This window comes from Mycolicibacterium peregrinum (assembly GCF_001665625.1).
GTDB lineage: Bacteria > Actinomycetota > Actinomycetes > Mycobacteriales > Mycobacteriaceae > Mycobacterium > Mycobacterium peregrinum_B.
In genome coordinates, this window is sequence record NZ_LZSY01000080.1 from 39923 (window position 1) to 66664 (window position 26742).

At 65.0% G+C, this 26742-nt stretch carries 25 protein-coding genes; 13 read left to right on the top strand and 12 right to left on the bottom strand.

Going from position 1 to position 26742, the window contains the following annotated elements:
- Positions 1–434 precede the first annotated feature (434 nt).
- On the top strand, positions 435–758 hold the full coding sequence (locus tag A5779_RS10215) for a hypothetical protein (protein WP_110777101.1): 324 nt from the start codon (positions 435–437) through the stop codon (positions 756–758).
- 76 nt (positions 759–834) lie between these two features.
- Here A5779_RS10215 and A5779_RS10220 read toward each other — a convergent pair whose 3' ends face one another.
- Together A5779_RS10220 and A5779_RS10225 are read right to left on the bottom strand one after the other, a co-directional pair.
- Positions 835–1758, bottom strand: coding sequence for a protein kinase family protein (locus A5779_RS10220; RefSeq protein ID WP_064881430.1), 924 nt, complete (start codon positions 1756–1758; stop codon positions 835–837).
- A 77-nt stretch (positions 1759–1835) separates the two neighbouring features.
- Positions 1836–2852, bottom strand: coding sequence for an AurF N-oxygenase family protein (locus A5779_RS10225; RefSeq protein WP_064881432.1), 1017 nt, complete (start codon positions 2850–2852; stop codon positions 1836–1838).
- A gap of 520 nt (positions 2853–3372) precedes the next feature.
- On the opposite strand from A5779_RS10225, the gene A5779_RS10230 reads away from it, so the two are divergent.
- The 6 genes from A5779_RS10230 (at position 3373) to A5779_RS10255 (ending at position 11163) form a co-directional block, all read left to right on the top strand.
- Positions 3373–4803, top strand: coding sequence for a patatin-like phospholipase family protein (locus tag A5779_RS10230; protein ID WP_064881434.1), 1431 nt, complete (start codon positions 3373–3375; stop codon positions 4801–4803).
- Between the two features lie 29 nt (positions 4804–4832).
- Positions 4833–6686 carry a gluzincin family metallopeptidase gene (locus tag A5779_RS10235; RefSeq protein WP_131811625.1) on the top strand — a complete coding sequence of 618 codons (1854 nt, stop codon included), beginning with the start codon at positions 4833–4835 and terminating at the stop codon, positions 6684–6686.
- On the top strand, positions 6683–7951 hold the full coding sequence (locus tag A5779_RS10240; protein ID WP_131811626.1) for an MBL fold metallo-hydrolase: 1269 nt from the start codon (positions 6683–6685) through the stop codon (positions 7949–7951). The genes A5779_RS10235 and A5779_RS10240 overlap by 4 nt, the downstream gene beginning before the upstream one ends.
- Positions 7952–8021: 70 nt before the next feature.
- Positions 8022–8399, top strand: coding sequence for a VOC family protein (locus A5779_RS10245; protein WP_236734718.1), 378 nt, complete (start codon positions 8022–8024; stop codon positions 8397–8399).
- A 116-nt stretch (positions 8400–8515) separates the two neighbouring features.
- The gene (locus A5779_RS10250) at positions 8516–9262 is read left to right on the top strand and encodes an alpha/beta fold hydrolase (RefSeq protein WP_064881532.1); all 747 of its coding nucleotides are present in this window, start codon (positions 8516–8518) and stop codon (positions 9260–9262) included.
- A 74-nt stretch (positions 9263–9336) separates the two neighbouring features.
- Entirely contained in the window at positions 9337–11163 is a 1827-nt protein-coding gene (locus tag A5779_RS10255) for a serine/threonine-protein kinase (RefSeq protein WP_064881441.1), read from the top strand.
- On the opposite strand, the gene A5779_RS10260 is transcribed toward A5779_RS10255, so the two are convergent.
- A complete protein-coding gene (locus A5779_RS10260) occupies positions 11164–12009 on the bottom strand; it encodes a phytanoyl-CoA dioxygenase family protein (RefSeq protein ID WP_064881443.1) in 846 nt (281 codons plus the stop codon).
- 45 nt (positions 12010–12054) lie between these two features.
- On the opposite strand from A5779_RS10260, the gene A5779_RS10265 reads away from it, so the two are divergent.
- Positions 12055–12630 (top strand): TetR/AcrR family transcriptional regulator, encoded by a 576-nt coding sequence (locus A5779_RS10265; RefSeq protein WP_064881445.1) that lies wholly within the window; start codon positions 12055–12057, stop codon positions 12628–12630.
- An 18-nt stretch (positions 12631–12648) separates the two neighbouring features.
- Here A5779_RS10265 and A5779_RS10270 read toward each other — a convergent pair whose 3' ends face one another.
- Complete coding sequence (locus A5779_RS10270) at positions 12649–13035, bottom strand: hypothetical protein (protein ID WP_064881447.1); 387 nt, start codon at positions 13033–13035, stop codon at positions 12649–12651.
- A gap of 76 nt (positions 13036–13111) precedes the next feature.
- Between A5779_RS10270 and A5779_RS10275 the strand changes: the two genes are divergently transcribed.
- Positions 13112–14194: an SDR family oxidoreductase gene (locus tag A5779_RS10275; RefSeq protein WP_207549061.1), complete on the top strand. Its 1083-nt coding sequence runs from the start codon at positions 13112–13114 to the stop codon at positions 14192–14194.
- On the opposite strand, the gene A5779_RS10280 is transcribed toward A5779_RS10275, so the two are convergent.
- Positions 14191–14799, bottom strand: a complete 609-nt coding sequence (locus A5779_RS10280; protein WP_236734719.1) for a TetR family transcriptional regulator — start codon at positions 14797–14799, stop codon at positions 14191–14193. The two genes, A5779_RS10275 and A5779_RS10280, sit on opposite strands and share 4 nt — an antisense overlap.
- Before the next feature lie 235 nt (positions 14800–15034).
- Between A5779_RS10280 and A5779_RS10285 the strand changes: the two genes are divergently transcribed.
- The 3 genes from A5779_RS10285 (at position 15035) to ripB (ending at position 18206) form a co-directional block, all read left to right on the top strand.
- The gene (locus A5779_RS10285; RefSeq protein WP_064881536.1) at positions 15035–16060 is read left to right on the top strand and encodes an NADP-dependent oxidoreductase; all 1026 of its coding nucleotides are present in this window, start codon (positions 15035–15037) and stop codon (positions 16058–16060) included.
- A gap of 4 nt (positions 16061–16064) precedes the next feature.
- A complete protein-coding gene (locus A5779_RS10290; protein ID WP_064881451.1) occupies positions 16065–17183 on the top strand; it encodes an Rv3169 family protein in 1119 nt (372 codons plus the stop codon).
- A 342-nt stretch (positions 17184–17525) separates the two neighbouring features.
- The gene (ripB, locus tag A5779_RS10295; RefSeq protein WP_236734720.1) at positions 17526–18206 is read left to right on the top strand and encodes an NlpC/P60 family peptidoglycan endopeptidase RipB; all 681 of its coding nucleotides are present in this window, start codon (positions 17526–17528) and stop codon (positions 18204–18206) included.
- Between the two features lie 2 nt (positions 18207–18208).
- Here the strand turns inward: ripB and A5779_RS10300 are convergent, their stop codons facing one another.
- From A5779_RS10300 to A5779_RS10310, 3 genes are all read right to left on the bottom strand, one after another.
- Positions 18209–19147 carry a M56 family metallopeptidase gene (locus A5779_RS10300; RefSeq protein ID WP_064881455.1) on the bottom strand — a complete coding sequence of 313 codons (939 nt, stop codon included), beginning with the start codon at positions 19145–19147 and terminating at the stop codon, positions 18209–18211.
- Positions 19144–19533, bottom strand: a complete 390-nt coding sequence (locus tag A5779_RS10305; RefSeq protein ID WP_064881457.1) for a BlaI/MecI/CopY family transcriptional regulator — start codon at positions 19531–19533, stop codon at positions 19144–19146. The genes A5779_RS10300 and A5779_RS10305 overlap by 4 nt, the downstream gene beginning before the upstream one ends.
- A gap of 112 nt (positions 19534–19645) precedes the next feature.
- Positions 19646–21181: a multicopper oxidase family protein gene (locus A5779_RS10310; RefSeq protein ID WP_082941630.1), complete on the bottom strand. Its 1536-nt coding sequence runs from the start codon at positions 21179–21181 to the stop codon at positions 19646–19648.
- Positions 21182–21658: 477 nt separating this feature from the next.
- On the opposite strand from A5779_RS10310, the gene A5779_RS10315 reads away from it, so the two are divergent.
- Positions 21659–22552, top strand: a complete 894-nt coding sequence (locus A5779_RS10315) for a L,D-transpeptidase (protein WP_064881540.1) — start codon at positions 21659–21661, stop codon at positions 22550–22552.
- Between the two features lie 128 nt (positions 22553–22680).
- Here A5779_RS10315 and A5779_RS10320 read toward each other — a convergent pair whose 3' ends face one another.
- The 4 genes from A5779_RS10320 to A5779_RS10335 form a co-directional block, all read right to left on the bottom strand.
- Positions 22681–22980, bottom strand: a complete 300-nt coding sequence (locus tag A5779_RS10320) for a hypothetical protein (protein ID WP_236734721.1) — start codon at positions 22978–22980, stop codon at positions 22681–22683.
- A 189-nt stretch (positions 22981–23169) separates the two neighbouring features.
- Positions 23170–24471: a TrpB-like pyridoxal phosphate-dependent enzyme gene (locus A5779_RS10325; RefSeq protein ID WP_064881461.1), complete on the bottom strand. Its 1302-nt coding sequence runs from the start codon at positions 24469–24471 to the stop codon at positions 23170–23172.
- Positions 24468–25262: a rhomboid-like protein gene (locus A5779_RS10330; RefSeq protein WP_064881463.1), complete on the bottom strand. Its 795-nt coding sequence runs from the start codon at positions 25260–25262 to the stop codon at positions 24468–24470. The genes A5779_RS10325 and A5779_RS10330 overlap by 4 nt, the downstream gene beginning before the upstream one ends.
- Before the next feature lie 25 nt (positions 25263–25287).
- A complete protein-coding gene (locus tag A5779_RS10335) occupies positions 25288–26676 on the bottom strand; it encodes an MprF family protein (protein ID WP_236734722.1) in 1389 nt (462 codons plus the stop codon).
- Positions 26677–26742: the final 66 nt, after the last annotated feature.

Below are 26742 nucleotides of genomic sequence, written 5' to 3' on the forward strand. Positions count from 1 at the left end.
TGACATAATGTCGCTTATCGGTACATAATCAACCTGGCGATACGCAACCGCCGGTGCCGCGTACAGTCGATCTCTTCGCCTTGCCTGCGGAGTCGTTCCGGGAGCTTCTCATGCCCAACCATCATCCGTCTCGTTCGTGGCGTGGCTGCGCGATGTGTAAACCGCACAAGCGTCGCGGCGCCGGCCGGTCGCCACACGTCGACGCCTCGGATATGCACGCCGGTACTCGCGCCGGTCGATCGGTGACGACGGCCGCTGACGCCCCCTGGCCACCCCCGGGGTACGACCCTGCAGTTACGTCACAGTGACGATTTCTCTTCTGGTGCCCGTGTGGCAGATTCGATTGCAGCGCAGGCGCTTTCGGCCGCGCCGGCATGGACGGCCGGTGATAGCGTTGTCAGTGAATGCAAGAGGCTAACCAGATGGCTGTTGGTGTGAGACGGACTCGGTGGCGAGTTGCGCCGCTGCTGGCCATGATGGCCGCCGCGGCGCTCGCCACCGGGTGCTCTGGCGACCCGGGCTGGCCGGTCGCATCGGATGATCCCGTGACAACACTTCCCGTCCCGGCCAACATGCCACCGTTCCCGTATCCGAGTGACATTCCACAGGTCCCGTTGCCCAGCGCCGTGCCTACCGTCCAGCTGCCGAGCGACATCCCGCGGGCTCAGCTGCCGGCCGATGTGCCCCAGATCGAGTTGCCGGCCGCGATTCCCCAGATCCAGTTGCCTTCTGCGATCCCTCCTATCCCCTTCCCGTAAAGTCCAGGGCCAGGGGCGATATTCGTCACTGTGACGTATTATGTTGTGGCGGAACGGATTTGATGAGTGGCATGGGTTAACTCCCACCCTCGGTCAACTCTTCGTACAACCCTTGCAGGGCGGTGTGGTCGTCTTCGGAGCCGATATGCGCAGCGGCGAACCACCTTGCGTACTCAGCGATTTCGGAGAGACGCCAGTCGAGTGCGAACAGCTCTAACATCGCGGGGTCGGGCCGCAATAGGTCCTGTGCCTCAGCGACCAGGTCGGCGTAGTCACGTTCGGGCGGTGCAAGAGCTAGCGACTCCCAATCGACGAGCCGGACCCCGTCGGCGGTCACGACCTGGTTGTCGTTGTGCGGCTCGCCATGCGTCGGCACCCATGTGTCGCGTCGGGAGCAGGCTGTTTCGGACAGGTCCAGGTAGCGCTCGGTCCAGCGCTGAATCGGTTCAATGTGCGCATCGAGCGCCAGCCGCGCCTTCTCTGCCAGCGGACCGCTCGTCCAGGGCTCGGCGGTACGCGTCCGCAATTCGTCGGCGAACGATGGCCCGACCTGCGGGGTCCATGACCGCAGCGCCTCAGGCGGAACGGCGCGATGCAGCGCGTCCAGAGCCAGAACCACTTGGCGGGCGTGCTGGGGTTCACGGGCCTGTGCCTCGGTTGGGCTGTTGCCCTGCAGCCATGGCGTCACGCTGAGCGCACTGGTTCCGACATCGACGGTGAATCGTCCGGAGCGGGCCGGCAGCGGTGCGCACACCATGTCCAAGCCGGCGGCGGCAAGGGCGGCGGCCCCGGCGTAAGCAGCCTCGAGAGACGATCTGGTGTGTCGGGGTTCCAACTGGTCCAACGTCACGAACAGTGTGGTGCCGCCGCCGCTCGCCCGCCAGTGGTGCGCACCGAAACCCCATGGCAAATAACTGATGTCGGAGATCTGGGGCAGCCAGTGTACGGCGACCACATTGGCAATCGTCTCGTCACTGATGGACGCTGGGCGGGATAGCACGAGCCGAATCCTAAAAGATGTGCCTTCCGCCGTCCCCTATGCCCTCTCAGCGAATCCGGTGGAGGGGGTTTCGTCGATCAAGCCACGCTGACCGCTTGGCGCGCGGGTTCGCTCCGGTAACGCGACGCCGGACCGTCGATTCGCAGAACCCGCCACAGGATCTTGGCGATCGGATTCATCAGGCCGGTGTCAACGGCGAGCATCCGCACGTCGCCGTAGATCTCACGGAGCATCGCCCTGGATTCAGGTGCCCGCCAGTAGATCTCCTTCTTCACCGAGCGTGGGATGTCGAACTCACGCCAAAAGGAGCGCGGCGGCTTCGCGATGAGCGTGGCCGCCAGACGGAAGCTGAGCGGATAGATGATCGACAGCCCGAATCGGTTGAGCCGCCGCATCTCCGGGATCCGCCGACGCAGGAATTCGTGGGCAAATGAGATGTGCCGGGCTTCCTCGGCGACGTGGATCGCCATCACGCGCTCCATGATGGGGTGTATCGGTTTACCCTCGCGCAGAATGGATTTCTGCATGTGGTCGATCGGCTCCTCGCCGCAGAGGACCATCATGAAGAAGAACACCGGCATCGGACTCGCGAACAGCGGAGGCAGTGAGTGCAACCATCTGAGCCACCGCGCCAAACCTGGAACATCCACGCCCGCGTGATTCACCATCTCCTGGAACATCAGGGTGTGGTTGCACTCTTCGACCGCCTCGTGCAGGCAGTACCGATATTCGGGGCTGCCGTTGGGAACCCAGAAGGTGTAATTCAGGATTCCTCGGATCAGCATGTTCTCGAATTGCAGGCCGGCTTTGGCGACATTCGCCTGACGCCACATGCCGATCGCGATCTGCTTCTCCAGCGGCTGCGCCTGATACCACGGGCTCATCCCAATTGGGTCGCTGTCCGCCGCAAGTACCCAGCGCGGGTCGTTCTCGATCACCTTGAACTCCGGCGAATCCCACGGAATGTCCAGGTAGGGGTTGAAGTTCCGGCGCACTGACCCTGCCGAGAGGGTTTCCAGCCTCGTGCAATAGCCCGCGTCGCCACGGACGTTCATCGCGTCCCGCCAGCGACTGACCGCCTTCGCAAATGCCATGACGTCATTTCTCCTAGACGGTTGATCACCGTGGCCGATTTACCGAGACTGCGAGTCCCATTCCGTAGGTACATGGGACACCCTGTCTCATACGCCTGTCAAGTATGGGTTCAAGCCATATCGGGCAGCCACGCCCCCGCTCGGTCAGAGAAGCAAATCGCCTGTTGTGGCAATGCATCTCGATATCGTTGCCCACGACATCGGAGCGGCCATGCCCCACGCGGGCAGCGCGTCCTGGCGGCCCTGGCATCTCAAAGGGCACGGAGTTCAAACCCGGTGACCGGGCATGCGGGCTGCTCGATCGGGGCGCCAAGACTGTGGCGGCAGTTCCTCGACCACAGGATTCCGCCCATCAGACATGTCGATTCGAGTAGTGCATTACTCACGTCGGTGCGCCGACGGCACGCGAAAATCGACATGACGACCGGCGGCCGGCGGCCGGCGGTCCCGCTGCTCGACGACCCACGCCTCGCGCGCTCGGCGGGCCACCGGGCGCGATGTGCAACAGAGGGGGCGGGTGATGGCAAACGACGGACCCGGAATCGGGGTGGCACTGTCCGGAGGTGGGCACCGCGCCGCGTTGTTCAACCTCGGCGCGCTGCTGTATCTGATCGACGCCCGCAAGGGCCCTCAGCTGCGATCCGTGTCGTCCGTCTCGGGAGGATCGCTGACCAACGCGTACCTCGGGCATGCCGTCGACTTGTCGAGTGTGGACCCCGAGACTGTGTGGGCGCACGCCCGCGCGCTCGCGACCCAGGTCGCCCGCCGCGGGACGCTATGGGCCGCTCCCGTCACCTACCTTTACCTGGGCAGCATCGGGGCGTTGCTGGCACTCGCGGCCACCGTCAGTTTCGTCGGTGCCGGCTGGTGGGTCGCCGCGGTGTGGGTGATCGTGATCGCACTGTGTGGATGGCTGGCCCAGCAGCGCAGCGTAGTGGTTGCCCGCGCCCTCGACACCACGCTCTTCCACCGCAGACCGCTGACATCGATGAACTCCGTTGTGTCACACGTCCTGTGCGCCACCGATCTCCAGATGGGCCAGGCCGTCTTCTTTTCGAGCAACTTCGTCAACTCGTGGCGCACCGGATGGGGCACACCGGGTGACCTGAGGATCGCGCGAGCGGTGCAGGCCTCAGCCGCATTACCCGGGGCCTTCAGTGTGGTGTCGCTGCCGCTGAGCCGCTTCGGTCTGCCTCAGCAGGGCGTCCCCGATCGGCAAGCGCCCCAATGCTTCAAGCTTCTCGATGGGGGCGTCTACGACAACATGGGTTCAGAGTGGTTGTTGGAACTCGATGATCGACTCAAAGGTTCTCCCCCGCCCGGCCTGCAACCGGTCGGCGAAGTCATCGTGGTCAATGCCTCCGCGGGCGACGACGTGGTTTCGCGTCCATCGGTCACACTTCCGCTCATCGGCGAGGTCCGAAGCCTGCTGGCGGTCAAGGACGTGATGTACCGCCAGACGACCGCGGTGCGGCGGCGACTGCTCAACACGCGTTACCGCATCTCCCGCGACGACGACCTCGGCAACATCGGCCCCAACGCGGGCGTGTTGCAGGAGGCATTGCGTGGCACGACGATTCAGATTAATCGCAGCCCATTCGCGATAGCCGATGCCTACAAGTCGGGGTCCGATGCGATTGCCGCTCGCGCACGGGCGGCAATCGTGACACTGGGGGAAGAGAACAGGGCATTCTGGGCAGGCGAGGCCGATCGCAATCGCCGCGTCAAGACGACGTTGTCCCGGGTCTCCCAGGCACGCGCCGAGTCGCTGATCCGGCACGGCTACGTCCTGAGCATGGTCAACTGCCACGTTCTGCTCGACTATCCGCTCGTCGGAATTCCGACCGACGAGAAGACTCGTCAGTTGGTCACGCCAGACCCGTTGCGGCGCCGTCGTATCGACAGCCCCGAATCATCGCCGCATCTCCAGCCAACGGTTCCACCGCAGTAGCCCCTTCGGCAGCCGGCAAGGAGACCTCGATGCGCAAATCCCCGGAACGCAGAGCCCTGCGAATATTCGCGTTCGATCCGATGATCTCGCGAGCAGGAGATCATCGTGTCACCGTGGAAGTGCCATATCGCAAGCTCGAACGGACGGAGCGTTCCTTCTGGGACGACCGGCTTGAAGTGGTCGACTACGACGCGGCCGCCGACGTGTACTACAAGGCGGTCCAACTCGACGACGCCGCGATCGCGATGCAGCAGGGCATTGAGCCGTCGGATTCCGATCCGCAGTTCCACCAGCAGATGGTGTACGCGGTCGCCTCGCGTGTGCTCGAGAACTTCGACCGCGCGCTCGGCCGACGCCTGCGGTTCTGGGGCGGCGCGCGGCTGCGCCTCATGCCGCACGCCTTTCAAGGCAGCAACGCGTACTTCGACGACGACCTGAACGCCGTGCTCTTCGGGTACTTCTCCGCTGATGTGGACGATCCCGGCGCGAACCTCCCCGGCCAGCTGATCTTCACCTGCCTGTCGCACGACATCGTGGCTCACGAGGTCGCGCACGCGGCGCTGAGCCGCCTGCATCGCCGGTATAGCGAGCCCACGAACGCGCAGGTGCCCGCCCTGCACGAGGCGTTCGCCGACATCGTCGCGCTGTTCCAGCGCCTGACGTTCCCGGAAGTCGTGGCCGCCGCGATCCGCGAGACGCGCAACAACCTCCTGGATCCGAAGGGACGGCTGCTGGACATCGGCGCGCAATTCGGCTCTGCCGCGGGTAAAGGCCATGCGCTGCGCAGCATCGCGGCCACGCGCGATCCCTCGAAAGTCGCCTCGACCACCGAGCCGCACGCACTCGGCTGGATCCTGGTATCCGCGGTGTACGACGGGTTCGTCGACACCTACGAACGGCGCACCCGCGACCTCATTCGCATCGCGACCGGAGGCAGCGGCAAGCTGCCGGACGGGGAGCTGCATCCAGACCTGGTGAACCGCCTCGCCGGAGAGTGCGTCCGCACGGCGCAGACGGTCCTGTCGATGTGCATCCGCGCCACTGACTACCTGCCGCCTGTCGACCCGACGTTCAGCGATTACCTGCGGGCGATGATCACGGCCGACTTCGAACTGAACCGATCGGACGAGACCGGCGTGCGCGCCTCGATGATCGAGGCGTTCCGTCAACGCGGAATCCGGCCCCAGGCAGTCGGTTCGCTGGCTGTCGAATCGCTGCTGCTCGAGGCGCAGCCCGATACCGCGCCGAAGGACATCGACCTCGCGAGGATCGTCGCGGACTTGGTCGAGGTTGGTGCGCGTGAGCTCGGCCGGACGACGGGCCCGGCGAAGTCGAGCACCTACACGAAGAGGCCGCGCGCACGCGAGGTGACGAGCCGTTCCGACTGGGACGCGCAGCAGTACCAGTCTCTTTCGGAGCCGCCGAGAGAAGATGCGCAGATCCCCGAAACCGAGGAACCGGACGACGATTGGCGAAGCCTGGGCGGCAGGCTTGGATCTTGGGTGAAGTTGAACCGCCCGAATCTCGGTCTCGAAATCGACATTCCCGCGGCAGTCGTCGGATTCCATCCGGTGCACCGGATCGCGGCCACTGGCGAGCTCCTGGTCGAGATGGTCGCGCAGATCGTCCAGACCATGAGTGTCGAAGACGACCTCGGTGGCCTGCGCTACCGCGCAGGGCTGACACTCGTTGCCAACATCGACGGTCAGATCCGCTACTACATTCGCAAGCCGTTCCGTGACGACCGGAAGCAAGCCCTGCGCGACCGGGTCACCGCGTTCGACGACGCATACGGGATGGGCTGGAAGCCACGCAATCCCGAACCCAACAGAATCGTCGCGGCGTACTCGGCGCGGGCCATGGATGCACGGAGGTGGCGATGAGCTCGAAAATGACGATCCGCATGTACAACGTCGGCTTCGGCGACTCGTTCCTGCTGCTACTGCCCGGCAAGAAGACGATCCTCGTGGACGCCGGCTTCCACAGTCAGGGCAAGGGCGCGTTTACCGCCAACGACCTCGCCAGGCAGATTGTGGCGGACGTCAAGGCGCACAGCGGCAGAGCCCGCATCGATGTCGTTATCGCTACGCACCGGCACCAGGACCATGTGTTCGCTTTCAACTCGGCCGAATGGGAGAACGTCGAGATCGGCGAAGTATGGATGCCCTGGGTCGAGGACCGCGACAACCCGGACGCCAAGAAGCTCTGGAAGAAGCAGCAAGGGTTTGCGATGGCGCTGGCCCAAGCAGCCCCGGGCTTTGACCTCCATCCGGACGACCGTGCGGAGCTGGACTTCCTGCTGTGGAACGCCGGGATCGACATCACCGGCCTCGTGCCCGATGCCGAGCTGGCGGCATGGAGCAACCAGGGAGCGCTGGACGTGCTTCACGACGGGTTCAAGCACCGCGAGCGATCCGATCCCCGATTTTTGCCCGAAGGCAACGACTTTCCCGAGACCTTCGAAAGCAACGTGATCACCGGGATGAAGGTGCACGTCCTCGGTCCGCCGCGTGATCCCGACGAGATCGAAGAGCTTGATCCCGCGAGCGATGACGAGACCTACAAGGCGCTCATGTTGCAGGCCGCCGGCGTCCGCCACCAGGAGGTGACGGCCCCATTCTCGGCGCAGTGGCGCGTGCCCGACACCGATCCGGGGCCGAAGCTCGCCGACGACGACCTCAAGCGGCTGAAGGGGCTCGCGCACTCGGCCGACGCGCTGCTGGCCGCGAAAGCCGTTGACGACATGATCAATTCGACAAGCCTGGTGCTCGTGCTGGACATCGGCAGCGCACGCCTGCTGCTGCCGGGCGACGCCGAATGGGGAACCTGGAAGCGCATCCTCGCGAACAACAAAGCGCGCTCGCTGCTGCGTGGCGCATCCTTCTTCAAGGTCGGCCACCACGGCAGCCACAACGCCACGTCCAAGACTCTCGTCGAGAAGGTGTTGCCGCGAGAGATCCCCGCGATGGTCTCCACACAGGCCGGCCTCGGAAGATACCGCAACAACATCCCGCTGGACGAGCTGCTCACGGCTCTCCGAGACCACGAGATCAGCTGTGCACGTAGCGACAAGGGCAACGAGGTGCTGCCGGACGGCTTCGTCGCCGAAGCCAATGCGAAATGGATCGACCTGGAGATCGCCTGCTGAGCCGCTCCGTGACCCTGACAGCGGCGCTGCGATGAGTCTCGCTTCCCGGCAGGGTCTTACCAACATGACGATGACGACGAGAGTGTTGAGTGTGTCGGTTCCGGTGTCCGACCAGGACGCCGCGCTGAAGTTCTACACCGAGGTGCTGGGATGCGAACTCCGGACCGACATGGAGGTCTGGCCGGGTGCGCGCATGATCGAGGTCGTGCCGCCGGGCTCGGATGTCGCGCTGGTGCTCCTGCCGCACGACAGCCAGATCCCGATCGCGATCCGCCTGGGCACCGCTGATGCTCAAGAAGCCCACGACACGGTCCGTGATGCCGGGGTGACGCTGCACAACGACGAGCTGATCCGGATGGCGGGAGTACCGGCGATGTTTTCCTTTACCGATCCCGACGGCAATGGTTTGGTCTACCTCGAGGACTCCGAACCGACCGATCCCCGCTGACCGACCGAACGCTCCCCGGACAACACCGAGGACAGCAACGACGGAGCTTCCGAGCGCGGCAGGCGGATCAAGCCAACAGGCGCCCCTGCGGCGATGACGATGCAAGGATGGCCTGCATGACTGTGGTTCTCGTGCACGGCAATCCGGAGACGGACGCGATCTGGGGTCCACTCGTCGATGCGCTCGGTCGCGATGACGTGGTGCGGCTGTCGCCGCCGGGATTTGGTGCACCACTCCCCGACGGCTTTGCTGCGACCTTCCTTGCCTACCGCGACTGGCTCGAAGGTGAGCTGGAGAACATCGACGAACCAGTCGACGTAGTCGGGCATGACTGGGGTGGCGGCCATGTGATGAGCGTCGTCATGCACCGACCCGAACTGGTGCGCAGCTGGGCCACCGATGTGATCGGTGTCCTCGACCCCGACTACGTGTGGCACGACATGGCCCAGGTCTGGCAGACACCCGGAGAAGGCGAAGAACTCGTCGACACCATGCTCGGCGGAACCATCGAGGATCGCGCCGCCCAGATGTCCGGGTTGGGCATCCCGATCGACATCGCAGCCTCGATTGCCGCCGAACAAGGACCAGAGATGGGACGGGCGATCCTCGCGCTGTACCGCTCGGCCCGCCAACCTGCGATGGCGGAGGCCGGGCGAGCACTGGAGAATGCTCGGGCCCGGCCCGGCCTTTCCCTGCTCGCCACCGACGATCCCTACATCGGCTCCGACGAAATTCGACAGCGAGCGGCGACGCGGGCCGGTGCACACACGGAGGTACTCGACGGACTGGGACATTGGTGGATGGTGCAGGACCCGGCTGGTGGCGCGGCGGCCCTCACCCGCTTCTGGGACGGCCTCGGCTGAAGCTGTTCGGGACGTCGCGATCCCTGACGAACATCTGTTCGCGCTCGAGTTGCTGTCCTTTGTAGGCTGCGAACATGCCGTTAAATGCCGGTGACGTCTTTGCCGGGTACACCATTCAGCGGCTCCTGGGCGCCGGTGGCATGGGCGAGGTCTACCTGGCCCAACATCCTCGCCTTCCCCGTCTGGATGCACTCAAGATCCTCTCGGTGAGCACCACGCGCGATGAGGAGTTCCGCGCCCGGTTCAACCGCGAGGCGGAGCTGGCCGCATCGTTGTGGCATCCGCACATCGTCGGCGTGCACGACCGGGGCGAGTTCGACGGCCGGCTGTGGATCTCGATGGACTACGTCGAGGGCACCGACGCCAAGCACTTGATCGAGCAGAACCCATCTGGGATGCCCTTGCGGGATGTGGTGGAGATCGTCACGGCAGTCGCCGAAGCGCTCGACGTCGCGCATGAACGCAACCTGCTGCACCGCGACGTCAAACCGGCGAACATCCTGGTCACCGTCCCGTCGGGAAGTGCCCGGCGACGCATATTGCTCACCGATTTCGGTATCGCCCGAGAAGCCGACGACGCGAATGGCCTCACGGAGACCGACGTGGCCATCGGTACCGTCGCGTATGTAGCTCCCGAGCAGCTCACCGGGAAGGCGCTCGATGGCAGAGCAGACCAGTACGCCCTGGCGGCGACCGCCTTCCATCTGTTGACCGGCTCGCCTGTCTTCGAAGACACCAATCGCATCGTCCAGGCCGGAAACCACCTCTATGCGCCACCGCCCCGGCTGTCCGAGCGCCGCCGCGACCTCGCCCATCTGGATGCCGTGATGGCCAAGGCGCTGGCCAAGCAACCCGACAAGCGCTACGCGCGGTGCCTGGACTTCGCGAGGGCGCTGGGCGGGAGCACGGATGTGTCGACGACACCTCAACCGGTGGCGCCTGGTACTGGTGTCCAGACCGCCCCGCTGGAGATATCCGACGTCCCCGAGCGGAGCAGCTCACCGGAAACCAAGCGGTTGGCCATGCTGACGATCCTGGGCACCGCCCGCGACGTTCAGAAGACACCATCCGGGCCTGACGGCGAGGAAGAGGTCTGGACGTTCCGCGTGGAGCGATACGAGTCGACCGGTGAGGCGCACACCGTCGTGCCGGTCGAGCTCCGTGGCAACTCCATCACGGGCGATCTCTCCGACGGCGATGTGGTGGAGGTCAGCGGCCCCTGGGACGACCGAACGCTGTTCGCCGACTCGGTGGTCAATCATTCGGCCGGCACCCGCGGACGCCGCCGGCGCGACTCGTTCGAAGTGAGGTCAGGTAAACGCCGCCGTGCACTGACGTCGCGTCCGGTGCGCATCGCGCTGGTTCTGGCCGTGATCGCAGCGATAATTGCGACGTCGGTCGTTCTCATCCGCGGTTTGGGCTCGTCGGAGCACGGCACCACGCCCGGGGCGATCGTGAAGCCCCAGAGTGCGACGGTCTTCTCCCCCGGCGGCTCACCAGACCATCCGGATCAGGCGAGTCTGGCCGTCGACGGCAACCCGGATACGTCGTGGTCTACCGACATCTACCAGGATGCCGCGCCGTTCCCGGCCTTCAAACAGGGCGTCGGCCTGCTACTGCAGCTCCCCTCACCGACCGCGTTGAGCGAGGTGACGATCGACGTGCCCAGCACCGGAACCGAAGTCCAGATTCGTGCGGCCGACAGTGCCCACCCGAACAGCCTGTCCGACACCACCGAGCTGACGCCGAACGTGGCGTTACAGCCGGGCGACAACACCATCACCGTCGACAATCAGACCGAAACGTCCAATGTGCTGGTGTGGATTTCGAAGTTGGGCACCCTCGATGGGCAGAGCCGCACGAACATCTCAGAGATCACGCTGCGGGGTTCAGCCGGTTGATCAGGCTTCCGGCTCGAGCAGACGCTTGGGGTGCATGCCGTCGACCTGACCGATGAACGGTGGGTGGATGCTGTAGCCGAGCATGCGGCGGATGTCCTCGGAGACGGCCCGAACGGTGTCGCGGGTCATCGACAAGGTGAACGCCTCCTGCGGACGCAACCACGGCTCGCAATACTGCGCTGTCAGGGCCAGGCGTGCGTTCGCAGAACGGTTGGCGCCCCCGCCGTGCCACAGGGTTCCGACGAAGAACACGCAGGATCCGGCGCTCATCACCACCGGCTCGCGATCGGTGGGCTCGGGCAGTCGATCACCCCACTCGTGGCTACCCGCGACGATGTCGGTGGCGCCGTTGTCGGCGGTGAAGTCGTCGATTGCCCAGATCGTGGCCGCGCCCAGTGCCTTTCGCGGTCGGGGCAGCGGATAGAAGCCGTCATCGGTGTGCAACATCTGGGCCTGCTCCCCCGGCAGGATGTTGATCACCTGCAGCATGGACAACAGGTAGTTGGGCATGAACAACCGATCCAGCAGCGCCAGCACCCGCGGATGGTCGGCGATGCGGTCGCAGCTGCGGGTCTTGTTCAACACGCTGTACACCCGCTGGGTAGAGTGTCCTTCAAATCCGTTGCGGCCCAGCATATCCAACAGTGGACCTACAGAATCCCGAATCTCGTCGAGCTCGGCGGCACTCAGCAGATCAGGCAGGACCACGTACCCCTCGCGCAGCACCGCCGCCAGGTCTGCGTCTGCCAGCGCAGGATCCACCTGCTCACCACTGCTACGGGTCCGCCGATACGTACCGGCCAGGTCGCCGGCCAACTCCGTCAACGACGTCACTTCAGTGCTCATATCGCCCTCGCCGAAACATAACTGACTTCTGTTATGGTTCGGACTATGGCACGCGCGCCGGTCGGACGTCAACAACTGATCGATGCCGCGCGCGACGAACTCGTGCACGGAAACGGCGTCTTCGAACTCAGCGGCCTGACCCGCCGCGCCGGCCTCAGTACCGGCGCCCTCTATCACCACTTCGGATCGAAGAGCGGGCTTCTGACCGCGATCTATGACGGCTTCTACGACGGGTTGCGCCACGCGATCGCCGATGCCCACCTACCCGACGGAGATTGGGCTACTCGTGAACGCGACCGCACTCACCGCTTCGTCGCCTATCACCTTGCCGACCCGCTGGCGCCGATTCTGCTCAACCGTACCGCCGGCGACCCGCAGCTCACCGAACTCGGGGAGGCCTACATTCACGACCTCATCGACAACGCCGCCGCCAACATCCGCCATGGACAGCAACTCGGCGAACTCCCAACAGATCTGGACCCCGACGGTGCAGCGGCTTACGTCATCGGAGGCCTGCGTCACGGCATCGCGCAACAACTCCGAGTCATCCCGACGCCGAATTCCGATCAAGCCACACAGACACTTTGGCGCTTCACTGCTGCGGTCCTCGGCATCACCTAGGCCGATGACCCAACGGTGTCAGTCCCGGTCGTCGCGACCGCGCCCCGTGAACCGGTTGATGGCGGAGACGCCCGGCAGGTTCGTCAACATCCGGAACACGTCATTGCCCGTGTTGATCAACGATTCCAGTTGCGGCAGGAGGCGGTCCAACGTACGGAACATCGGGTCGGCCATGGCCATATACCGTTCGGTCCGATCGATGGTGGTGTTGAGCCGTTCTGTCGCGACCGCAAGATTCTCCAGCAGATCGGGTAACTGGGCGGCAAGTTGAGCCGACGCCGGCGGAATGCGCATCGCGCCGCTTGCCACCGCCTGGGCGGCGCCGACGGCGGACTGAGCCGTCTCGACGGCTGCCTGAGCGGCCGATTTGAGGTCGCTGGGTTTAGGTACCTTCTGGCTACTCATACCGCTAACTGTCCCCCCACGTCGGCCACTCCGTCAGCAATATGCTCGAGCTGACCCGCACGAGAGGAACCCCCGTATGAGCACACCTCGCACCTCGATCGACCCGGACGCGCCGGTGCTCGTCACGGGCGCCAGCGGGTACATCGGCAGCTGGATCGTCCGGTTACTCCTCGAAGCCGGTCACACCGTCCACGGCACGGTGCGCAACCCTGCCAAGGCCACCGGGTTGGAGCATCTGCACAAGCTCTCCGCCGACCATCCCGGCCGACTGGAACTGTTCAAGGCAGACCTGCTCGAGCCCGGCAGTTTCGACGACGCGATGGCCGGGTGCGAGCTTGTCATGCACACCGCCTCGCCGTTCCTGCTCTCAGGTTTCAAGGACGCGCAGGAGGCACTGGTCCGCCCGGCGCTGGAGGGCACCCGCAATGTGCTCGACTCGGTGAACCGCACCGATAGCGTCAAACGCGTGGTGCTGACCAGCAGCGTGGTCGCGATCTACGGGGACGCCCGTGAGGTGTTGGATGTCGCGGGCGGTGTCTTCACCGACGAACATTGGAACACCACCAGCAGTGTCGACCACCAGCCCTATCCCTACTCCAAGACGGTCGCGGAGCAGGAGGCCTGGCGGTACCAACGGGCGCAGAACCGCTGGGACATGGTCACCATCCACCCGGGCCTGGTGCTCGGCCCGGCGCTGACCACGGCCAGTGATTCGGCCAGCCTGAGCACCATGAAGCAGTTCACCGACGGCAGTCTCCTGGCCGGAGCGCCCGCGCTGACCATGGGCGTGGTGGACGTGCGCGACGTCGCCGATGCCCATCTGCGTGCCGGATTCACACCCGAGGCCCACGGCCGCTACATCGTCAACGCCGATTCTCTGACGCTTCTGGAGATCGGCAAGCTACTGCGGCGGCGGTTCGGCCCGTTCTACCCGTTCCCGAGGATGACCGCACCCAAGGTGCTCGTGAAGGCAATCGCGCCGGCTGCCGGACTCACGCGAGAGTTCGTCGAGCACAACGTGGGATATCCATTGGCGTTCGACAACAGCCGCAGCCGCAACGAGCTGGGGCTCACCTATCGTCCGGCGGCGCAGACGGTCACCGACCACTTCCAGCAGATGCTCGACGACGGGCTGGTCCGCCGCATGCCGGGTAGCTAGCCCACGGGTTCGGGCGGAAGCCCATACTGCACCGCGATACCGGTGAGCAACATCGTCATTCGGTGCTGAAAGGCGTCTTCGCTGAACGGATCGAACCCGGACTGTGCGACCGCACGCAACGTCGGATAGTCGGACGCGGAACGTTTGGCGGTGAGTTTGAAGATCCGGGCCAGCCAGGGCTGTCCGCTTTCGGCGTGGAGGTGTTCACGGTGCGCCTCGGTGACGCTGCCGATCGCCATCGCGCTCACCGCAGCCCAGACCGCCATCGCGTCGTCAGGCGACAGGCCGTGCCCGGCCAGTGCTTCGACGGCGTCGCCGTTGCACTGCATCTCCATCTCGTCGCGGACCCCGCCGGTGACGAACTTCTCGACCAGCGCCGGCTCGGAGGCCAAGACCGTCCTGATGTAGGACGCATAGCTGCGCATCCAGGTCGCCCAATGCTCGCCGGAATAACGCGGGGGCGGTGACATGACCAAGGCGCTCTCGGTGGCCAGTCGCAGCAGATCGTCCTGGTTCTTCACGTGGTGATACAGCCCGGGCAGGCTGATGCCGAGGTGTTCGGCCACGCGGCGCATCGTGACGTTTTCGGTGCCGATCTCCCGCACCGCTGCGACAATGGCGCTGTGGTCGATACGGGGAGGCCTCCCTCGACGCGGCGTTAATTCGTTGGCGCTCATGTCATCCCGGTTGCTTCTCCCGCGGGCTCATGGGTGTCCTCCCGCCTGGCGAGACACTTTCAGTCTGGGGCTTGACGATAATCGATATGCATTCTAAGAATCAATATGAAAAATCGGATGGACACCTCGATCTTCTCGATCCTCCATAGAAATGAGCAGCGACATGACTGACTCCGCGCACCGCCAGAACCGTCAAGTCCTGTTGCGTCGCCGCCCGAATGGGCTGGTCTCCCCGGACGACACGGAAATGGTGACCACGTCTGCGCCGGTTCCTGCCGACGGTGAGGCACTGCTGCGGACGACGTATGTGGGCATCGACGCGGCCGCTCGCACCTGGCTGGACGGCGAACCCGGCTACCTGCCGGCTCTCGAATTGGGCGAGGTCGTCCGAGTCGCCGGCATCGGCGAAGTTGTCGAATCACGTTGCGATGCCTACAAGGTGGGCGATCTGGTCACCACGCTGACGGGGCTGCAGGACTACGCGATCATCCGCGACGACCTCTTCAGTACGCCGGTGGTTGGTTACACCGATCCGCTGGCGGTGATGTCGATCTACGGACCGACGGGCGCCACGGCGTATTTCGGCATGAAGGGGGTCGGCAAGCCGCAGGCCGGTGAGACGGTGGTGGTGTCGGCCGCAGCGGGCGCGACCGGATCGGTGGCAGGCCAGATCGCCAAGATCGCCGGTGCCCGGGTGGTCGGTATCGCGGGCGGCCCGGAAAAATGCCGGGCCGTGGTCGAGGATTTCGGCTTCGACGCGTGCGTCGACTACAAGGCCGGCGACGTGTCCGCCGCGCTCAAGGAGCAGTGTCCGAACGGGATCAACGTCTACTTCGACAATGTCGGCGGAGACATCCTCAATGCGGTGCTCGGCAACTTGGCGCACAAAGCACGGGTGGTGATGTGCGGCATCATCTCGAGCTATCTCAACGGCGATCACCCAGGCCCGGCCAACTACGTCAACCTGCTTGCCACGTCCTCGACGATGCAGGGCTTCATCGCACTCGAAGAGTGGGCGCACTTCGATGAGGCCTTCGCCGCGCTGAGTGAATGGGAGCAACAAGGGCTGCTCGTCCATCGCGAAACCGTTTACGAGGGACTCGAATCCAGTATCGACGCCCTCAACGGACTGTTCACCGGGGCCAACATCGGCAAGATGCTCGTCAGGATCAACGAACCGGAAAACTGACACCGTGCTGACCCCTTTTGATGACTACCCCATTCACAGCTCGGCCGACCCGGTCGCCACACCGGTCAGTGCCGACCCCAACCACTACGACCGCTACTGGTTCAACGGTCATCAGCGGGACGGCGAGTTCTACTTCGGTGCGGCGATGGGCCACTACCCGGTTCGCGGGATCATCGACGCCGCCTTCAGTGTGGTCAAGGACGGAGTGGAACATTCGGTCTTCGCTTCGGGGGCAATGCCGCTGGACCGATCGGCGACCGTCGGCCCGTTCCGTATCGAGGTCGTCGAACCGCTGCGCACCATCCGCTACCTCGTCGACTCCAACGAACACGCCATCTCCTGCGATCTGACCTTCCGCGCCACCACCGTCGCCATCGAGGAACCGCGCCAACAGCGGCGTACCGCCGAAGGCATCGTGCTGACCGACCACACCCGGCTCACCCAGTGGGGATCATGGGAAGGAACGATCTGCGTCGACGGCGAGGATCTGACGGTCGAGGCCGGCGCCGTGCCCGGAACCCGCGACCGGTCCTGGGGAGTTCGGCCCATCGGCGAGCAGGTACCCGTGCTCCGGCAGCCGATGCCCTTTCAGGTGTTCTGGCTCTGGGCGCCTTTGCATTTCGGCGATCGATTCACGCACTACGCCTTCCACGAACACGAGGACGGGCGCCGCTGGTTGGAGACGGCGCAGATTCTGGATCCGATTCCGGCGGGCGCCTCACCGTGCAGCCGGGTGGGTGTGCGCGAGTGTTACGACATCGGCTACGAACTCGAGTGGGAGCCGGGACGGCGAGAGATCCGACGGGCTCACCTGTGGTTCACCGATCCCGTCGACGGTGCGACCCACATCGAAGTGGAAAAGCTCTTCACCTTCCGGATGCGCGGGATCGGCTACTGGCATCCGCATTGGGGACACGGCTCCCGTCACGGACAATTCGAGATCGGCAGGGAGTCCATCGATCTCGACGCCTTCGACCCGACCGACTTCGCCTCGATTCACTTGCAGAACGTCGTCAAGGCCACCATGGGTGAGCGCACCGGGATCGGTGTCGTCGAGCAGATCGCGATCGGGCCACACGCACCGTCGGGGCTCACCGGATTCCTCGACGGGTACCAACCCTGACGCTGCTGCGCGTCGGCCAACTGTTACATGACGCGCAAGGTCTTCGCGCGCAGGTGCCATGAGTACTGCGCTACCCGTTCTGACGCACCGCCGGGCGGCGTTCGAGCGTTGCGTCCGATACCAAAACGCAACCTACGCAATGAATTACCACTGTGGAATTTGATAATGGATGGGGCGGACGTGACTATTGTGGTCTAGAGTACGTACGTACGTAGTTACTACATAGTTCCCGTGGATGTGGAGGCTTTGTCTCCGCCACGGCTATCGCAAGGCGGAGGGGGATGCGTGACCATGCCTTCCATGGCCCACAGGCGTTCCCTCTGCTGGGATCGCCGAACACTCATGCGCACAGGGATTCTCGCCGCGGCAGCGTTGGCAGCCATGGGCACTCCCCTTGCCCACGCGGAACCCAACGCCGGCCAGTGGGACCCCACTCTGCCCAACATTCTCAGTGCGGGAGCGCCGGGTGATCCGGTCGCCATTGCCAATGCGTCGTTGCAGGCGAGCGCTTTTGCCGCGCAGACGACGTTCGACATGGGCCGGAAGTTTCTCGGCAGCCTGGGTCTCGGGCCCGCGGACACCGGTGCGGCCCCCGTCCTGCGCGGCAACCGCGTCTATGGCAGGCAGGCAGTCGAGTACGTGATCCGGCGGGCCGGCACCCAACTCGGGGTGCCGTATTCGTGGGGTGGCGGCAGCCTGACCGGGCCCAGTCGCGGAGTGGATTCCGGCGCCCGCACCGTCGGCTTCGACTGCTCCGGGCTCACCCGCTATGCGTTCGCCGGCGTCGGAGTCCTGCTCCCCCGCTATTCGGGCGATCAGTACACGGCGGGACGCCACCTGCCGCCGTCGCAGGCCAAGCGAGGAGATCTGCTGTTCTGGGGCCCCGGTGGCGGACAGCACGAAGCGCTCTACCTCGGCGGTGGCCAGATGCTCGAGGCGCAGCAGACCGGTGTCCCGATCAAGATCTCTCCGGTACGTACCTCCGGGATGACGCCGTATGTCACTCGCATCATCGAGTACTGACCTCAGCGACAGAGCAGGCCCGATGCACCCAACACGACCGTCGCGACCGGAACCAGGGCGATCACTGCCATCGCCCCGAAGAGACCTGCCCCGGCCCCGACCCGGATCCACGGCGCGGGAGGAAGAGCAAGGCGCTCAGCACGGTTCAGCAAGGCCACGTCGGCGGCGCCGAGGGCCTGTGCCGGCGTCGCTCCGGCGAGTGCCATCAGCCCGGACAGAAGCGTGTGCTGTCCATGGCGGCGCACCGCGACATCGTCGGCGCACATTTCCAGCAGCCGACCGACATCCGCGGCGCCCCGGGTCATCAGCCGCACCCGTGGAAAAACCATCGCCAATCCGCGCAACGCGGTCACGATCTTCGGATGGCGTCCGTCGAGATGCGCCCGCTCATGGGCCAGTACAGCCTGCAGCTCATCGCTGCCCAGTGCGGCAATCGCCCCAGTGGTGACCACGATCGCCGGCGGCTTTCCCGCCACGCAGTAGGCAGTGCGCTCACCGGTGTCGACGATGAAGACGTCGCGCTGATCGGTCGGACGTCCCACCAGACGCACCGCCTGGGCGTGACCGTCGGCATGGGCGCGCAGCCGCCGAATGGTGCGCTGGGCTTTGATCCCGACACGGACCAGCGCCACGAACAGCGCGACTGCCCCGACCATCACCGATGCTTGCGCCACGATGCCTGCACGCCCGGCCGCGATGTCGCAGAGGAACTCCACACACGACGCCAGGAATGATGTGCGCCGGCCGCCGTGGAAGACCACGTCGAGGATGACCAGCACCGGAATGACGATCCAGGTGGCCAGGACGCTGACGACGGCCGTCAACCATGCCGCCACACCGAATCTGGGGGCGGATCCGCCGCGGGTGAGAGCGCTGAGCAGCGTCGGCGCCAACACCATCATTGCCACGCTGTAGATCAGCAGACCCGCGGCGACGTTCACCGCTTTTTCGCCCTCGTCGATCGTCTTGCCAGCGTGCGTAGCGCGGCGCGCAGTCGATCGGAATCCTGCGGGTCGATCTGCTCGATGAAGTAGCTGAGCACCAGATCGGAACGGCCGCCACCGTCGAGCGCCTCACGCATCAACTGAGCGGTGTGCTGCTCGCGGTTCAACCGCGGCCAGTACCGGTAGGCCCGGCCGTCGCGGTCGCGTTCCAGCCAGCCCTTCGTGTGCAGATTGTCCATCGTCGACATCACGGTGGTGTACGCGATCCGACGCTCTTCGACGAGCTCATCGAACACCTCGCGCACCGTGACCGCCGCGGGACCGCGATTCCAGATTCGGTCCATGATGTCGGCCTCGAGTTCGCCGAATCCTCGTACGCGCACAGCATCCCTCCAAGATCGGTGAGGTGAGCGTACCTCGCGCCGGGGTGCCGCAGCGGTCTCGACGCGGTGGCCGTATCTACTACATAGGCTAGTACGTAGTACTGGCCTATGTTCACCCGGCGTAGTCGACACGGGTCATCATCCCCGCATCCTGATGGTATGTGTTGTGGCAGTGGAGCATCCATGCGCCAGGATTGTCAGCGGCGAATACCACGCGTACCCGCTGCATCGGCAACACGATCAGCGTGTCCTTACGGGCGCCGGGCCGGCCGTCGTCACCCACCACCTGAAAGGTGTGGCCGTGCAGATGCATCGGATGCCACATCATCGACGAGTTCCGGAATGTCATTGCCACGCGCTGCCCTTCGCGCACGGTCAGCGGCTGCGCTTCGGCGAAGGTGCGGCCATTGATCGTCCACTCGTAGGTCGCCATCGAGCCGCCCAGTTCGACGGGCAGTTCGGCATCTACGGGCATGGATTCCAATGTGGCCTCCGGAGTTGCAGTGAACAACCTGACCGTGCCAAGCCGTCCCCGCAGTTCCGGCGGCGCGTAGTCGGGCGGCGGGGTCGAGCCATCGGCGGTGATCAGCAAGGCCCTCGTGGACGCATTCTTCCCCTCGGCGGTCGCGACGAGCGGAAACACCCCGTCCCGTGCGGTGACGACCACGTCATAGCGCTCCCCCATCCCGAGCAGTACTGCATCCACCTCGGTGGGGACCACGGGAAAACCGTCGGTGTGGGTGACGGTCATGGGGTGCCCGGCCAATGCCACGCGGAATGCCGTATCGGAACCGGCGTTGATCAACCGGATCCGCACCCGTTGTCCGACTCGCGCCCGGAAGCTGGTGGGGTTCTGGGCGTTTCGACCGTTCGCGACGTACATCGGGTAGTCGACGTCGCCGGCGTCGCCTCCGAGGGGCGAACTTCCGCGACCAACGGCGGGCCTCATCGCGTCGTGGCCGCTCATGCCCGGCATGCCACCCATGCCCGGCATGTCGTGTCTCTCGCCCGACGGCATGCGCAAGCGGTCGTATATCTGGGCGGGGCTTTCGCCAACGCCATCGGTCCAATCGTCGAGCATCACCACCCATTCGGCGTCATATCGGCCCGGCTCATCGGGGTCATCGATGATCACCGGGAAGTACAGGCCGGTGTCGGCGTCGAGTCCGGTATGCGGGTGTGCCCAGTAGGTTCCGGGATGAGGCGCCGAGAACCGGTAGGTGAAATCACCTCCGTCGGGGATGTCCGGAGTGGCCGGTGCAGCCCCGTCCATGTCGTTGCGGAGCGCCAGGCCGTGCCAATGCGCCGAGGTGGCTCGGCCGAGTCTGTTGCGCACCGTGACCTCCAGTTCATCGCCGACCGACGCCCGTAACAGCGGCCCGGGCACCACGTCGTTGTAGGCGATGGTCTCGGCGATCCGACCGCCGAGATCGACTCGCGTGCGCTGCGCGGTCAAAGTGGTCGACACGGTGCGGCCACTGTGCGGGCGGCGAGCCTCGGCCGCGGTGATGGCGTCCCGAGAAGTCGCGGCGGTCGAGGTGGCGTCGGCGCCACGCTGACACGCCGCGATGGCCGTTGTGCTCAAGGCGGCCGTGGCCATGAGGAATCCCCGGCGGCTGAGACGCGGCAGGCTGGTGGTGTCGGGCATGGTCGGGGCTCCGGTGGTCTGACGTGATGGGTGCATGTGTGCTTGGCCTCCACCTGACCACCGGAGGACAGTGAATTGGTATGGGTTGAATGAAGGTTTGTTGAAGAACTGCGCCTCAGCGGTGGCACACCGTCGTAGGAACCGAAACTCATGTCGAACACAAAGCGCTACGCCTATTTCTACTTATTAATCCCGTATGTGGTACCTATGTACGGGATGATCACGCAGGTCAACGCAGCGCTCGGGCGCGCGGTGGCTTTACAGAACCTTCACAAAAGCAATGGTAAATAACCACTTTCGACGAGTAGGTCCACTGGCGATCGGCCGTTCGCTCACCGTCACGATCTACTATCCCCGTACGTAGCTAGTAGACTGGTCGCGCAACCATGAATCCGCCCGAGCGGGCGTGGTCATCAAGGACACCTCGTCGATGGAGGCCTCGTGCAGCACCGCACCAGCTACCTGTGGATCACCGCGATGGCGGCGACCGTCATGGTCACCGCATCGAGCGTGACCGGCACTTCCGCACTGGCGGAGCCGGCGGGACCCCCACCACCCGTCGAACCGGCACCCCACCTCGCGCCCCAGATGCCGTGGCCCTCCCCCTTCGGCGAGGCCGCTACTGTCGGTACCCCGGCAGGACAGAACCCGTTGCCGTTCACTGGCGAACCGCCGTTCTTGCCACCCGCATTCAATCCGGCCAACGGTGCCACAGTCGGTGTCGCCAAGCCGATCTACATCACGTTCCAGCGGCCGATCGCAGACCGCCAGATGGCCGAGGACGCCATCCACATCTCGTCCAACCCTCCGGTGCCCGGCAAGTTCTACTGGATGAGCAACACGCAGGTGCGTTGGCGTCCAATCGATTTCTGGCCGGCCGGGACGGTGGTCAACATCGATGCCGCCGGTGCGAAGTCCAATTTCCGCGTGGGCGATTCACTGGTGGCCACCATCGACGACAACACCCATCAGATGCAGATCCACCGTAACGGCGAGCTGGAGAAGACCTTTCCGGTGTCCCTGGGCAAGCCCGGCTACGAAACCCCCAACGGCACCTACTACGTGCTGGAGAAGTTCTCCGACATCATCATGGACTCGTCAACGTACGGGGTCCCGGTGAACTCGGCCGAGGGCTACAAGCTCAAGGTCCAAAATGCCGTCCGTCTCAGCAACACCGGGATCTTCGCGCACAGCGCACCCTGGTCGGTCGCCGATCAAGGCAAACGCAATGTCAGCCACGGCTGCCCCAATCTCAGCCCTGCCAACGCACAGTGGTTCTTCGACCACTTCGGCAGCGGCGACCCTGTCGTCGTCAAGAACTCCGTCGGCCTCTACAACCAGCCGGACGGCGCCCAGGACTGGCAGATCTGATCACCGCGGGGTGCCGAGTCCGCCGCCTTGATCTGTGGCGGGCTCGGCGCTTCCGGTGCGGCCGAAATGGGCTCGCGAATTGGGCTGAATTAATGGCAGGAAATTGATTGTCGACCTTGGAATGAAATTCAGCGATTACACATGAGGTCGACGTATGCAGTCGTATAACGCACGAGATTGTTCACATTGCCCGTGGGCCCCCGCTGCACCCATGAGTGTTTGACGTCCGTGCCCTGCCGCACTGCAGTGACGGTGCATTGATCGATGGGCGCATTGCCCACCTTGTTGAGGATCACGCGAAAACCCTGTGCTTCGAGGTCGCTGATGGTCGCATGAGCGGACGTCTGACCACTGGGTGCCGCATGTGCCGGCGCAGATGCGGCGTACCCGAGTCCAGTCGCAACCGAGGCAACGGCGACGGTCTTCACGAGCAGATTCTTCGTCATCCAATTCCCTTTCCGGCCAGTCGATAAGCCAACCTCGTATTCCTGAGGCGTCTGACATCGAGCCTAGTTGCGAATACGAATCCAGGGCGAAACTCATATGCGACGCATAATTAGCCGCATACGAGTTTCATGACCAATTCAGGTCGAATTCAGATATGAGGGCCGAGCCCGTCAGAACTTCCCGTCCAGGAACTCTGCGTACGCCGGCAGGTCGAGTTGGCCGTGACCCGACAGTCCGATGACCACCACCTGCTCGGCCGGATCACCGGCGACGTGCCGGGCAGCGGCGGCGATCGCGTGGGTGGCTTCCGGTGCCGGGACGATGCCCTGGGTCCGCGCGAACAACACCCCCGCCGAGAACGCGTCGTGCTGGCCGACGGCGACGCCCTCGACCAGTCCCAGTTCGACGGTGTGGCTGAGTGCCGGCGCCATCCCGTGGTAACGCAGACCACCGGCATGGATGGGGTCGGGCACGAAATCCATTCCGAGCGTGTGCATCTTCAGCAGCGGGGTCAGGCCCGCCACATCACCGTGGTCGTAGCGGTACTCCCCCTGTGTGATCGACGGGCACGCAGCCGGCTCGGCGGCCACGACCTTCGGGTTCGACCGTCCATGGATCTTTTCGCCCAGGAACGGGAATGCCAGCCCGGCAAGGTTGGAACCGCCACCGGCGCAGCCGAAGACCACGTCGGCGCCGTTCGGCTCGACGGCGGCAAGCTGCGCCACGGCCTCCTGACCGATCACACTCTGATGCAGCACCACGTGATTCAGCACGCTGCCCAGCGCGTAGCGCGTGTCCGGATCGCCGGCCGCAACCTCGACCGCCTCGCTGACCGCCATTCCCAGGCTGCCGGTGGTGTCGGGGGTCGCTGCCAGGATTGCGCGCCCGGACGCGGTGAGATTCGAGGGGCTGGAGTGCACGGTGCCGCCGTAGGTGCGGATCAGGTGACCGCGGTACGGCTTCGACTCGTAGGACGCCCGGACCTGCCAAACCTCGATCTCCAGACCGAACTGGGCCCCGGCGAACGCCAGCGCGCTACCCCACTGCCCGGCGCCGGTCTCGGTGGTCAGCTTCCGGACCCCGTCGATGCTGTTGTAATAGGCTTGTGCCACAGCAGAATTGGTCTTGTGGCTACCGACCGGACTGACGCCTTCGTACTTGACGTAGATGTGGGCACCCGTATTGAGTGCCTGCTCGAATCGCCGAGCCCGGATCAACGGGGACGGACGCCACATCGAGTAGATCTCACGCACGGCATCCGGGATCGGGATGTACGGCTCGGTGGACACTTCCTGCGCGATCAGCCCGCTCGGGAACAGGGCTGCAAGGTCGTCCGGGGTGATCGGTTCCTTGGTGGCGGGATGAAGGTGCGGCGGGATCGGTTGATCGAGCTCGGCCGGCAGGTTGTACCAGTGCGTCGGCACCTCGACCGTGACCAGATCGGGATGGGCGGCGTCGGCGTGCAGCGTCATGCGGACACTGTAGCCAGGCTTGCCCTGCTGCTCTGCGACCTGGCAACCCAATGCCGCCGGGCCCATGTGGCAAGCAGTGCGGCGGCAATACCCGCAGGCAGCGCGATCGGCGCCACGTGCGGCGAGACACCGACGAGCATCAGGAGCCCGAAGCCGATGCCGATTGCCAGCAACGACAGCCGGTGCGGCGTCCAATGCGAATCAGACCGGAACCGCATCGACAACAGAATTCCGAGTGTCAACGCGACAGCATGGCCGATGGCGGTGAAGTCCGACCCCGCGACCGCGACCACCAGCGCGGTGGTCACCCACCCGCCGACCCATGCCGGACGCCACCTCATGGGGATCGCCGCGGTCAAGGTGCCGAGGACTGCGAGAGCGCCGTAGCTCAACCCGACATCGTTGGCGTGTGCGACCGAAATGGGCAGCCACCCGAGTTTGATCGCGGCCGCCAGTCCTGCGGCCACGATCAGGGTGGCACCAAGATGGCCGAGGGCGAACGCCTGGATCAACCGCCTGCTGCGCCAGAGCAGCTCCGCCAGCGCGAGCAGGCACGCCAAGCCGGGCAACAGCAGAAACGTGTATCCCTCAGCGGTGACGAAGGCGCTGCCGAGCAGTGTTCCCAGATGACCCCGCCCGAGATTCTCCAGGTTGGTGCTCAGATGGCTGACCACCCGGTCCTGCACCTGGGGCCCCAGGATCAGCAGCAGAGACGCGATCACGAAAAGTGCCGTCGAGTAACTGAGGGTCACCCGGACCCGGAGCAGACTGGAGAACAAGCGCGACAACATCTCGATACAGCATACCGGCGCGAAGCTACCGAAATGCGCTGGTCAGATGGGTCGAACGGTGTGGGGTGAGTTCCAAGGTCAGCAATGCGGCCGCCGCCGGAATGACATCGATCAGTGGCAACAACACGTACCGCCGCTCCGCCATGGCGTCGAATTTGCGGACGTACCGATACAGAGACTCCAGCTTGATCAGCCGGTCGCCGACGTGCGCAAAGGTCCGTAGCGCGCGCACGATGACCTCACCGCTGCGGTCATCGCTGAACAGCTCGGGGAACGGCGCGAAGGCCAGCGAGACGCGTTCGCCCTTGTGCGACCGGGCCCACGTGATCATGTCCACGGTCAGCCGTTCGTCGATCCCATTTGGCGCGCCTGATCGCCGCCACGGCAGGTCAAGGCTCAGCTCGCTGCCACCACCAGCACTGGCATACCGCTGAAATGCCTGAATCCGTCCGGCACGATCGCGCCCGTAGATCAGCAACACGCCGGGGTATCGGCCGGACAAGGTGCCGCCAAGCATCATGGAGAACCCACGCTCGGCCGTGACGGCCTTTCCCGACTGCTGCATCACGTCGAGAAGTTCTGCCCGCACCACACCGTCGATGTCGGATTCGGCGACCACCTCGGTGCTGACCCCGGCGTTGTGGGTCCGCTGGACCGCCTGCCTCAGATTGCGGCGGCGCCGGCCGACGAGGTCGAAATCGTTGACGTCCACCACGACGTCACGCCCGATCGGAATGGCCCGCAATCTGCTGCCCGTCACGGCTCGGTCACGCCACAACGTCAACCGACGTTCCGAGGCTCCCAACACCACCATTCGCCAGCCCCGCGCCCGGCACAGGGCCGCAAACGTCGCTACCACTTCGCCATAGCGGGCCCGGTTTCCGATCGGATCCCCACTCACCACCGCCATCCCCGCCAGTGCGCGGTAGGCCAGGGCGGCTGTGCCGTCCGCAGAGAACACGTAGCTCTTGTCCGAACACATCGCAAACGGCGCCAGTGGATCGCGGGTGGTCCGGTTGACCAGCGTTGACACCGCGGGCAGTGCGCCTGGCTGTGCTTTCGACGCCCTCGGCCTGACCAACATCGCCGCTGCGAGCACCAGGCAGATCCACCCGTCCGCAGGGTGCCCGATCAGCACCGCAAACGCCCCGAGCGTCACGGCGGCTGCCGCGGTGGCGCCATGGGCCACGGTCATCGGGCGTCCGAGGAGTAGACCGTGCAGCAGAATCGTCGCGGCCAACGACACCGCGACCAGACTCATCAGCGCCGACTCGTGACCGATGCGCCCCGTGTCGTGATCCACCAGCAGTGCCGCCGTACTGCCCGCGAGGGTCAGTACGACCACGGCCAGCAGGAGACGCAGCCGTAGCCTGAGGTGGGCACCGAAACCGACGCCGACGGCGTCCGTTGTCACGCCGGTAGGTGGGCGTGAGGCCGGTGCCGGTGGCGAAGTCACATCTACGATCTCCCCGTGCTGCCC